Annotated in this window: 9 protein-coding genes; 4 read left to right on the plus strand and 5 right to left on the minus strand. The window is 57.1% G+C overall.

Annotated elements, in window-relative coordinates; all coding sequences use genetic code 11:
• Window positions 1-77: 77 nt before the first annotated feature.
• From U5A58_RS34215 to U5A58_RS34235, 5 genes are all read right to left on the minus strand, one after another.
• Window positions 78-1,223 carry a porin gene (locus tag U5A58_RS34215; protein WP_321916001.1) on the minus strand — a complete coding sequence of 382 codons (1,146 nt, stop codon included), beginning with the start codon at window positions 1,221-1,223 and terminating at the stop codon, window positions 78-80.
• 313 nt (window positions 1,224-1,536) lie between these two features.
• On the minus strand, window positions 1,537-2,853 hold the full coding sequence (locus U5A58_RS34220) for an NAD(P)/FAD-dependent oxidoreductase (RefSeq protein WP_321915943.1): 1,317 nt from the start codon (window positions 2,851-2,853) through the stop codon (window positions 1,537-1,539).
• Window positions 2,850-3,557: a S8 family serine peptidase gene (locus U5A58_RS34225; RefSeq protein ID WP_321915944.1), complete on the minus strand. Its 708-nt coding sequence runs from the start codon at window positions 3,555-3,557 to the stop codon at window positions 2,850-2,852. The genes U5A58_RS34220 and U5A58_RS34225 overlap by 4 nt, the downstream gene beginning before the upstream one ends.
• Window positions 3,547-5,277, minus strand: coding sequence for an ABC transporter ATP-binding protein (locus U5A58_RS34230; protein WP_321915945.1), 1,731 nt, complete (start codon window positions 5,275-5,277; stop codon window positions 3,547-3,549). The genes U5A58_RS34225 and U5A58_RS34230 overlap by 11 nt, the downstream gene beginning before the upstream one ends.
• Before the next feature lie 375 nt (window positions 5,278-5,652).
• Window positions 5,653-5,964 carry a high-potential iron-sulfur protein gene (locus tag U5A58_RS34235; RefSeq protein ID WP_321916002.1) on the minus strand — a complete coding sequence of 104 codons (312 nt, stop codon included), beginning with the start codon at window positions 5,962-5,964 and terminating at the stop codon, window positions 5,653-5,655.
• 706 nt (window positions 5,965-6,670) lie between these two features.
• Between U5A58_RS34235 and peaA the strand changes: the two genes are divergently transcribed.
• From peaA to peaD, 4 genes are all read left to right on the plus strand, one after another.
• Window positions 6,671-8,269 carry a quinohemoprotein amine dehydrogenase subunit alpha gene (gene peaA, locus U5A58_RS34240; RefSeq protein ID WP_321915946.1) on the plus strand — a complete coding sequence of 533 codons (1,599 nt, stop codon included), beginning with the start codon at window positions 6,671-6,673 and terminating at the stop codon, window positions 8,267-8,269.
• A gap of 99 nt (window positions 8,270-8,368) precedes the next feature.
• Window positions 8,369-9,796 (plus strand): quinohemoprotein amine dehydrogenase maturation protein, encoded by a 1,428-nt coding sequence (gene peaB / locus U5A58_RS34245; protein WP_321915947.1) that lies wholly within the window; start codon window positions 8,369-8,371, stop codon window positions 9,794-9,796.
• Between the two features lies 1 nt (window position 9,797).
• Complete coding sequence (gene qhpC, locus U5A58_RS34250; RefSeq protein WP_321889423.1) at window positions 9,798-10,121, plus strand: quinohemoprotein amine dehydrogenase subunit gamma; 324 nt, start codon at window positions 9,798-9,800, stop codon at window positions 10,119-10,121.
• 27 nt (window positions 10,122-10,148) lie between these two features.
• Window positions 10,149-11,267 carry a quinohemoprotein amine dehydrogenase subunit beta gene (gene peaD, locus U5A58_RS34255; RefSeq protein ID WP_321915948.1) on the plus strand — a complete coding sequence of 373 codons (1,119 nt, stop codon included), beginning with the start codon at window positions 10,149-10,151 and terminating at the stop codon, window positions 11,265-11,267.
• The last annotated feature ends 410 nt before the right edge of the window (window positions 11,268-11,677 follow it).

Raw genomic sequence — 11,677 nt, forward strand, 5'->3', positions numbered from 1 at the left:
ATCGTTCCATCCGTGGAACGGCCAGAAGTGCTCCTCCGGCCGCCGTCGTCTCCATAAGACGCGTCGTACTCGGTGCCTTAGAACGAGTGATTTATGCCAATTCGAGCGACAACCTGATGCCCGTTGGACGAGGGACCGGACAAACCAGGGATGTATGCTACGTCTAGCGGTGTACCGGTTGTGCCGCCCGAAACATTTTGATAGACGACTTGGCTGTAGACCGACGTTCGCTTCGAAAGTAAGTACTGAGCCAATGCGCCGACCTGGTTCCAATGAAGGGTCTGCTTGGCACCGCCCTGACTCAATCCGCCACGAGTGTAGGTGTACATACCGCCAAGGATGAACGCCGGTGTGAGACTGTATCTTGCGTTTACTTCGATATTGTCGAACGTGAGATGTGCGTTATCTAGTCCAAGATTGCCAACATATATTGATGAGTCGGGTTGGCCCACATTGACATGTGTATAAACTGAACCGAGCGTGACCTGCCCGATGCCGTAGTTCACGCCGATACCATAGATCTTTTGGTTCGCTGCGGAGAAGCCAATATCATCGGTAGCTATGGCGCCTCCAGGCGTCGATCCTGGGCTGGAGAGGTCTTCGTAGACAGCAGCAACGGAAAGTGACTGGTACGAATAGTTCAGCCCGACGCCGTACATGCGGTTTCGGGCGAACGCGCCTGCCATATTCCCAAACCCATACATGGCAGTTGCTGAGAGACCAGCGTAAGACGGGCTTATGTATTTGACAGAGTTGCTGACATGGAACGTGGCGTCCGTGTTGTCGTTGTCCAGCGGATGCGAGAACAGAAATCCAGCCCAGCTGCCATTGGCAGTCAATGGCCCAATCGTATCGGCAACAGTGTCAAACTGACGGCCCGCAGTCAGGGTGCCGAGACTGTCAGATTGCAGGCCAACGGAGGACTGAAAGCCAAACAGACGGCCGCCGTACAGGAGCTGACCGTTTTCCAGTGCAAAACCACTTTCGAGGTCGAAGACTGCGTGCAGCCCACCGCCCAGATCTTCGGTGCCCTTGATGCCCCAACGCGTTGTCGACAACAGGCCACCGGCAACTTGCCACGCTGAATGTCCGCCGACATTGTTCGTGTAGTTGATGCCTTCGTCGAGGATCCCGAACAAGGTGACTGAACTTTGCGCATGTGCATGCATGGAGAACATCAGGAGTGCTGCGGAGAGGACGTGGGGTTTATGTCTCTTAATCATAGTCATTGTTGAGGTGCGTTGCAGTCAGGGGCCGTTGGACCATCTCTGGCATCTTCGAGATGCGTCTAGTACTAAGCAGATGTCGTGCCATACGTGCCGAGAACCGTCGGACATAGCCAAGGAGGCCGTCTGCCGGTCGTTCCTTGAGTGCGGAAATCACAGGAGGTGGGATAAGTGCGCGTGATTCCCGTCCCATATCGCGACAGGAATCCCACTTTGGGACGAGGACTGCGAGGTGTTTGGACTGCCCGCTAGCGCGAGGCTAGTGAACCGAAACTAAGATCCGCTCAATTGATGACGAGAAATAGCAGAACTAAGCTAGACCGCTGGAAGGGTATCCCTGACTTTCGAGCCATTGCTGAACTCGCACAGCATCCTCCGACGGGAGTGTCGAGAGGACCTGATGAGCGCTTTTATAGCGAAGAGCATTGACAATTGGTGCAAGCGGAACACCATGCAGATGCCAAATGCCAAGAGGCTGGTCGGGGCAGGTGACTACTTCCGCTTCGGATATCAAGTGGCCGTCTAGTACCGGCGCCTTTTGTATCTTTAGCTTGCTGAAGTCACGCGGATGGTGAGCGGGCTGGTTATCGGGCCACACGCTTCGTGTGCGCCAGAATTGTCGGTCTGGCCACTGCTGCTCGAGCGCATAAAAATCTCGTCCAACTCGTGCGAATCGTCCGAACAACTCAGCAATACGGCGCTGATGAAACCGCAATGCGAGTGCCGCGCGATCGGGATGAGCGAGCAGCGTATTGATGACGGCTGGCGCCTGTAGGGCGGACGACAGCGATTGGAAGATGCCGTTTCCAGAGAGAGGGTCCACAGCCATCGCCGCGTCGCCGACACGTAACCATGTTTCCCCGCCGGTTTCGTCGCTCAAGACAGCGCTGCTACTTCTGGCGTATACGCGCACTTCGCTGTCGTGTCTGTCAAAAAATCTTCGGGCAAGATCGGTCTCCCGCATGGAGGTGCACCAAGCTGCCAGCGCGTCTCGCGCCGGGAGCGTTGTGCTCGCGATGTCGAGGGTGACTTGCCAGTAACAGCGGCCGTCCGGTAGTTTGGCCATCCACGCCCAACCATCCGGGAGGCTTTCAATTGCCGATGCCGGATTCCCAGGCCGGCCTTGCCAGATGTTCAACAGACTTAGTGATTGCGGGCCGCGCGAAGCGTTTCGAGAAATTGGTGCACGACGGCCGCGTGCTTCCACCAAAAATGTTGCATCAAGTGTTTCGATACCCGCCGGTGTGTTGATGCAGATGGAATATCTCTCCCCGACTTGACGCACTTCGCGGACTGTTGCCTCATGAATCTCGATTCCGGCCGCTGTCATATCATCGCGCAACGCATCGTCAAAGCGGCGTCGGTCAATCAAATATTCGTGATTCAGTTCGCGCTCTTCGCCGTTCCAGCATGTCGTGCGACCACACGGCGGTAGCGCACATGCCGCCGCTCGTCGAAGACCGGCGTGTTGCAGTCCTTGCAGCACGCGAGCGGATACGCCCTCAACGGCATCGAAGCGACGTCTTTCTCCTACGACCGCCACGCTGTAGCCTAGCTGGGCTAGTCCAATGGCGACTGTAGCCCCTGCCGGGCCGGCGCCGAGCACGACAATACGCGGTACGGTCATGATGAGAGTGCTCTCCGCTCCCTGCCGATGAACGAGGCATTCGCGCGGAGATAGGCGAGCAGATCGGCGCGATCCGCATCTCGATGTTGTCCGAGCCACCGCGCGGCGTGTCCGCTAAGAGCAGCACACGCTATGCTGGCGCCGGCGGGCGATCCAGCCGCCTCGATCGAGACGATTGCACCGAAGTCTGCCTGCTCGCTGTCGAGCGACGACCACTGACATGGCGAGCAGCGCGCATCACCGGTGACTCTTATGACCTCGGGGTAGCTGGCTGGAAACACGGGATTTCCTCTCGCCGGACTGGCTGCAAATATGATGATCCCTTGAGCGATTGCGCTGGCACAGGCTTCGCGCAGCGCTGTCCGATCTGTGCGCACACCGAGACTCAGGTTAATGATGCGCACGCGTTGAACCACGAGCCACTGGATCGCATGAGCTATCTGCGGCGCGCTTGTCACACTGCGCGAATGAAAGACTTGCGCGATGTGCAGACGTGCGTTTGGTGCGGCTGCGGCGATAGCAGCACATATGGCGGTGCCGTGTCCAATGCGATCCCGCTCCGCGGGGCCGTAGCGCAGCCTATCCTCGGTTTCGAACCAGAAGCGCAGTGCAGCATCAACCTGCGGTGCCAAAGCATCGGAGCAGCCACTATCGACGACTCCGACGCTAACATTATTCGCGAAGCCGGGTGCGCTAGCACTCATTGCTTGGACTCCGGGAAGTACGACTCATGATGCGACCGTTGGATAGCTCGAAATGCAGGTCTGCACCAGCGAGCGTCGATGCACGATGACTGATGAGGATTCGAGTACGGTCACCGAAAAGTACGTCGATCTGCGCGATGATTTGCCGTTCCGTCATTTCGTCGACAGCGGAAGTTGCTTCGTCGAGCACTAGGACCGCTGGGTCCTGTAAAAGTGCACGGGCTATGGCAATCCGTTGCTTCTGACCGCCGGATAGCTGCTGACCGCGTTCACCCACTGGCGCGTAGAGTCCGCCCGGTAGCGAACTGATTAGTTCGTCAAGCTGTGCCGCACGCGCCGCGCGCACGATCTCTTCGTGTCCCGCCATCGGAAAGGCATAGCGTATGTTATCTGCGAGGCTTCCACGAAAGAGGACGATATCCTGACTTACAACGGCGATGCGTCGTCGCAAGGCGTCAATGCTGACGAGGCGTAAGTCGACCCCGTCGAAATGAATGCTGCCTTGCTGGGGATCATAGAAGCGTTGGAGGAGATCAATCAGTGTCGATTTCCCACTTCCCGACACGCCGGACAACGCAACTTTGGCGCCGCGCGGGACGCGCATGGTGGCACCTTGAAGAATCGGCCCCTCTCGTGCATCGTGCGCGAACCAGACATTGTTGAATTCGACGTCGCCACGCGTGGGAATACTGCGGGTCACGATTGCCTGTTGTACGGAAACGGGCGCGTGTTGCAACTCGGTGACGCGTCCGAGGCTTACCGTCATTCGCTGCAGGGCAACGTACAGACCCAGAAGGCTCCGTACAGGACCAATGGCCATACCTAGATAGCTCGAAAACGCTATTAGTGAGCCTAGTTGCCAAGTTCCCTGAATTACCCAATAACCGCCAAGAACAAACGCGCCGGCGCGGGTGATCGAGGTGAGCGTTGCGGGAACCGACTGAGTGACAAATTCGGTCACCTGAAGCTTGAGCAGCTTCCCCAAGTAGTGCTCGCCAAGCTCGTCGAGACGGCGTACTTCCAGAGACTCTTGCCCCGCGGATTGAATGAACTTCATTGCGGGGAGTGTCTCGACGAGGAACGCCGATACATCTGCGGCGCTCTCGCGCACTGTGCGCGCACCTGCCTCAACCTTTCGTCGCATCATACGAAGCCACACAACTTCGAGAGGGATCAGGACTAGCGCGACCAGCGAAAGCTTCCAGGACAGCGTAACCAGAAGTGTAAGTGTGCCGACGAGACCGATTACGTTGGAGACCGCCGAAAACAGTCCGTCAAGGGCAAAACGCTGAATCTCGGCGACGTCGCCATCGAGGCGCGATAGCAAATCGCCGATCCGCCGCTCTGCATAGAACGATGGTGACAGGCGCTGGAGGTGTGCATAGACCGCGGTGCGCAACGAGAAAAGAACGCGACCGGATAACCGTGTATAGACGTATCGATTAAATCCGCCTAGTAGCGTGCCGACGAGTCCGACTCCAACCATTGCGAGCGAAAAGCCAATGAGCGCGGAAGTATTCCTGCTCACCAGACCGCGGTCGATGAGCTCCTTGGTTAGCCACGGCTGCGCGATGGCCAGCAGTGATGCGCACGCGGATAGCGCTAGCAACCCCGCTATCGCGAGCCGGTGTGGCCGCACGAAGCTGTAAAGCCAGGCTAATGAGCGTGCTAACTGTGCCCGGTCGTCAGTTTGCACGAAGCGCAGAATGAAACTCAACATGGACCTAGCTACGTTGGCGCCGAAGAGCGTTGCCGCAATTCGAAGTGTTGGGAGGAATTTAGGTAAGAATAGACCAGAGCAAAGAACAAGTCATTCAGGCCCAGACGTTGACCTGATCTGTGAACTCTTGTATTTACGCGGCCGAAGCGCGACGTCTGACTTTCGGTCTTGTCAGACTTGCTCAGGGCGCAAGGTATATCCATCTAGTGAAACATGCTCTGAAATAAGTGCTTCGCAGCGGTTCTCAGTATCTTTTTCGATACCAGCCGAGGAGTCGACGGGAGAATCTCCCGCCGGGTACGGAGGTTGTCGGCGTTGCAGCCGAATCAACCTATTGGGTATCGCGACTGGCGCGCTGGAACATCGCGTGGATGATCAAGCACGTTTGTTGTAAGCGCTGCACCAGCCTTTCCCAGACACTCGCTTGACGGCGAAGAGGGGGCAAGCAGCTGCTGGGTCTGTGGGCTTTCCTTGATAGAAGCTGCAGTTCCCGCAGTCTTGCCCGGCCTCGTATCGGGGGTATTTTGCTTTTTCAACGTTCGCAGCGTTAATGCGATATCCCAGTCCCTTTGCAGCGGGGTCGTTCTCATCCAGCATCGGCGCCTCTGCCTGCGCAGTGCGGGCAAGGGCTAGTGCCGATACAGTGCCGGCAACTGCGATGACAAAGCTGCGTCGGGAGCGATTCAGTTGATGCTTCATGGGGATTGCTAGTCTCAAAGTATTGATGAATGAATCAGGTCGCGCTGTCTGTCCGATCGGTGGGAATTGCATAGGCCGTTCCGACGATCTTCGCCCGACCACCAACCCCACCCGATGCAGGATCGGACACTTGAGCCACTCTCAGTGGCGCCGCTTGACCAAGCGCACGACATGCGTGCGAGACGCGCCGCCCGCACATCGGTTAAACGCCTGCAGAAGCCACCGGCAGAGCAGCCAGGAGGGTACCCGCGGCGTATAGACCGTACGAGCAGAGCGCGCATGGTCCGTCAATACATAAGCACATCGCATGCCAGCTCAAGGCTTTTTGTCCCTTTGAGTTCTGCGAGGTTTCCCATCCTTTTGCCTGCGAGCCTTCCGACGCATTATCAGGCAATGTCGTTGACGCTCAAGGTCGACCCTCAGTCCCATATTGGGAATTCTCGCGGGACGGGAATGGGACGCGAGAACAAGAGCCCGTGTCAGCTCTCAGGGATGCGGCGTTGATGCGGTTTCAAGCAAAAAATTGAATAGGGATTTCCCCGGAATATTTGAGGCGCAGGCCCGCGTTTTAGCGCGATTTTTGAATGCGCGCGGGGCTCTCTCCAGTTGGCATGGAACCTGCTTATTGCGATGGTCCCACGCCAGTTCCCCTCGATCCTCGGCGAATTAAGACCCCTCTCAAAGGAGCAGCGCTTTGTTAAAAACGTTCATTCGACGCAGCAGGTTGATGGGCATCATGGCGGCGGCCATGCCGGTCGCGCTGGTTGCGGGTGTGGCTCATGCCCAAGCGCAACCGCCCCGCGACGCGCGAGCGATTCTGAGTCAGACCTGTGCGGCGTGTCACGCCGCAGAATCAAAGGACTCGTGGAGTCGTATCAGCCATCAGCGCAAGACCCCGGAGGGTTGGTTGCTGACAATCGGGCGAATGCAGACGATGCACGGCCTAACTATTAGCGACGAAGAGCGGCGAATTCTCGTTAAGTATTTGTCGGATACGCAAGGGCTTGCGCCATCGGAAACAAAAGATCTCCGGTATGCACCCGAGCAACGCCTGAACACCCAGGAGACCGCCGGTTCGGATGAGTTCAAGCAGATGTGCGCGCGTTGTCACTCGGCCGCACGACCATTGCTGCAGCGCCGTCCCGTACAGGAGTGGGAGCGGCTCGTGAACTTCCACGTTGGGCAATTCCCGTCGATTGAATATTCTTCGCTCGGGCGCGATCGCGACTGGTTCAATATCGCGCTGACGGACATCGCGCCGTACCTCGCGAAGAACTTTCCATACGACAGCAAAGCGTGGGACGACTGGAAGAAAAGCCAGCCGCCGGCGACTGCGCTTGCCGGCACGTGGAGCTTCAGTGGGCACATGCCTGGGAAAGGCGATGCATTTGGCTTGATGACCGTGACGGGCGGCGACAAGGATAGCTTCAAGGTGGAATTGAAGGGGCGCTTTGCAGACGGCAGTCCGTTAGTCGGTACTGGAACCGCTACCCTTTACACTGGCTACGAATGGCGCGCGAACGTTAATGTTGCGGGCGTGCCGATGCACCAGGTACTCATGGCCGGGAATGGCGAATTGAGCGGCCGCATGTATGAAGACGAGCACGACGAGCGAGGCATGGATTTTAGCGCGGCAAAGCAGGGCAACGCGCGTGTCCTCGCCGTTCAACCAGCTTATGTGAAGGCTGGCGGTGAGGCGACGGTGACAATTGTCGGTCCGAATCTTGAGGGAACTCCGGCTTTTGGCTCAGGTGTAACGGTTACATCTGTGCTCGAGCGCACGCCTGAGTATCTGCGAGTGCGAGTCAAATCCAGCAGCGATAGCGTCGCGGGACCGCGACAGGTCTCAGTCGGTACGGCACATTCCGATGGATTCGCAGTTTATCGTGAGATCAAAGAAGTCAAAGTTTTGCCCGACTACGCAGTTGCTCGGATCGGAGGCAACGGCGGTCCAATGCCGAAGGTGCAAGGGCGATTTGATGCGGAGGCTTGGGGCGTGGATTCGGCCGGCAAGCCGTTCCGGATCGGCTATATGCCGGCGCTATGGTCAGTTGCACCGTTCGACGACCAGGCGAAGAACGATAACGACGTCAAATACGCAGGCGTGATGCAGAGCGCGACTGGCATTTTCACACCGGCAAACGCTGGGCCGAACCCTGAGCGCCGCAGGTCCAACAACAATACAGGCAACCTGAAAGTCATTGCATCGGTCGCTGACGGCAGTCGTACTGTCACTGGCACTGGGCAGATGATCGTTTCAGTTCAGCGCTGGAACAATCCGCCGCTGCCGTGATTTGTGATGTCTCTTTGCCGTCGGGCCGCGTCAGCGGCCCTGGCGGCATGCTCCAGGGCTTCGGTCCGATCCAAACTTAGAGATTGCTAGGAGATTCCCATGGGCGCGCTGTTGAATGTAGTCGAGCGCAATGTGCATGAAGTACGTGTCGAAGACGAGCGTCTGATGTTCCACGTGCCGAGCAGCTCACTCTTTGCTGCCGACGAGCTCACGGCGGCCATCATCGATTCATTGCGCGCTAATACTTGCACCGCTGAAGAACTATTTGATCGGCTAGGTGCATCCCCGCGTGGTGCCGTATCCGAAACGCTTAGCGAGCTGATGGCACTTGAAGTGGTTAGTGATGGTTCCCCGTTGACACCGGAGTTTGCCACCAAGCGCATCGAGCGCACCGCGATCAATACCGTCGTGCTCAACGTCAACACCGGTTGCAATCTGAGTTGTACGTACTGCTACAAGGAGGATCTCGATACGCCGTCTGCCGGACGTCGAATGGATGTCGAGACTGCGAAGGCATCGGTCGAGATGTTGCTCAAAGAGTCGCCGGATGAACCGCGATACACAGTTGTTTTCTTCGGCGGCGAGCCACTCAGTAACCGCAAGCTGATCGAGCACGTGGTCGAATATTGCGAGCTTCGTTTCCGAGCGCTCGGAAAGCAGGTCGATTTCGTAATGACGACCAACGCCACGCTTTTGACCGAGGAGATCATTGATTGGCTCGACTCTCATCGCTTCGGTCTGTCAATCAGCATTGATGGACCGCGGAAGATCCATGATTTGAATCGCCGAACTGTTGGTGGTTCGGGTACGTATGACGTCGTGCGCCGCAAGGTCGAAATGCTGCTGAAGCGCTACCGCAGCCGCCCTGTCGGCGCGCGTGTGACGTTAACAAGCGGGGTGACGGATATCGAGGGGATCTGGGATCACCTGTTTAACGAGCTCGGCTTCGCGGAAGTCGGCTTTGCACCCGTCACCTCGGGTCAGCTCGACACGTTCAATTTGGGACCCAACGAGCTCGCGGACGTCTTTGCGAATATGAAGGCGCTCGGTCGGCGCTATCTGACGGAGGCGCTCGAGAACCGCAACATCGGATTCTCGAACTTGCACCAACTGATCACGGATCTGCACGAAGGGCACAAGAAGTCGCTTCCGTGCGGCGCGGGGCTCAAGATGCTCGCAGTGGACCACAAGGGCGATCTGAACTTGTGCCATCGTTTCACAGGCTCAACATTGCCGACGTTCGGCAATGTGCGCGATGGTGTCGCACAGGAGCAACTCAATGACTTCCTGTCGCAACGCCTCGACCGCAGCGGCACAGGCTGCGATAGTTGCCGGATCCGCAACCTGTGCTCGGGCGGCTGCTATCACGAAAGCTATGCACGCTACGGCGACCCAGCGCACCCGACCTATCACTACTGCGAGCTAATGCGTGATTGGATCGATTTCGGCATCGAAGTCTATAGTCGCATCATCGCAGGCAACCCGGCATTCATCGATAACCACATTACTCCGCGGAAGGCGCACTGACATGAAACATCTAAAGCCGCTCAACAACAAGGCAAAGCAACTTGAGCAAGCCGCGCAGGAAGACCGGCTCGAAGAAGTCGTCGCGATGACGTCTGTTGCAGGGTGTACTGCTACAACCGACCCCGGCTGGGAGACAGATGCATTCGGTGGCATTGCTTCGTTGTGCCAGCCAATGGAGGCGGATCTTTACGGTTGCTCCGATCCGTGTTGGTGGCCCGCGCAGGTGCCGGACACGATGATAACTTACCCGAACTGGAACAAATCCGACTCCGTAGCCAGCGCCGACTGGCGCAAGCTCGGTAGCGTGTTTCCGAAGGGTAAGTAATCGACGCCGCACACACTGGGGAAAAATATGTCAATTAAGAAGTGTTTTGGTATCACTCTGCTATCGGCAATTCTGTCGACTGGCTCGTTGGTGAGTGTAGCTGCGGCCAGTAGCGCGTTGCAAAGAGGGCACGAGTACCTCGCAATTGTTGGCTATCCGAATACGCTGACTGTCGTGGACGCATTCACCGATGAGATTTTTAAGACGTGCTCGATGCCAGACGCGTTTAATCCAGGGACGGTAACGATTAGTCCAGATAAGTCACACGCATATGTTCTGAACAATCGATACGGCGATCTCTACGGCGTCGAGCTTGATACATGCAAGGTCGTGTTCCATGCGGATCTCTCGGACCGACCCGGTGAACGCGTCAAATCGATGTTCTCCATAGCTGTGAGCCCTGACGGAAAAGAGGTATACAGCGTCGTCAACCCGACCAAGCTCAATCGCGACACCTATGAAGTTCAGACTCCGCGTCTACAGGTGTATTCGACCAGTGGTGGCATGGATGCGAAGCCGATCCGAACGTTCCCGGTACCGCGCCAACTCGGGGTTATGTTCGCAGCGGATGACGGCTCTTTGTATATTGCAGGTGCCGACATCTACCGCATGGACGTGAAATCTGGGAAGCTCGACGTCGCTGTTGCGGTCCGGAACTGGAAAAGACCACTTTATGGGCAACCAGACGTATTGAACGTGTGGCCGCAGCAACTACCACAACATTCGTTCGATTCTATATACACTGCTGATCGCTTCAAAGATGAGAAGAAGGCTCCAGGGACGAATGAGACGATGTATGGCTACATTGACGTCGATCTTGCGACCGGCAAGGCGTCGCTGAAGGACTTTGCCCCCGTCACGGAAGTGTTTTTCAGCGGTGTACGTTCTCCGACAAATCCGGATATTGTGTATGTTGTCGGAAATCGTCTCGCGAAATTCGATTCAAAGACAGAGAAGCTTGTGGGGGAAGCGCCGCTTGATCACACCTACTACGTGTTGACGCTAAATAAGTCTGGCAACAAGGTATATGTAGCAGGAGCGGCCAATTCAATTAGCGTATTCGACGCAGCGACCATGAAGAAAATCAAGGAAATCCGACTGAGCGGAGATACCGCTCAAGCTACTCCGCAAATTTTTGTCCGATAGATTGATGGAGTAGGCTCGTACTGCGATCGCTTGTATGGCAATCGATGGTCTGGCCGCGCGGGCGGTGCGATCTCACTTGCACTATGCCCGTGCGAGCAGTGTTCGACGAACGGAAGCGCATGGGCATCGGGGGTATTTCGTCACCTTGCGCAGGGGTCACCGGAAGCGTATTCCGCGCACCGCTTCTTTGCTGGTGAGAGTGCCCTCGATGGCTTGCGCGAGCCAATCTGCGATGCCCGTGTGTCATGTCGACTTCGCACCAATGTGTTGATGAGCTGCTAGCGGTGCGGCGCGGCGGTCTGTTGCCGGCCGAAAGCCACAGGCGCTCGCATCGGAGTGATGGTGTCGTCGCCAATGCGCGCCTGCAGGAAGTTCAATCTCGAGAAGTAGATCGCGCAGACGCGCGATCT

Origin of the sequence: Paraburkholderia sp. J7 (genome assembly GCF_905220155.1) — a bacterium.
Lineage (GTDB): Bacteria > Pseudomonadota > Gammaproteobacteria > Burkholderiales > Burkholderiaceae > Paraburkholderia.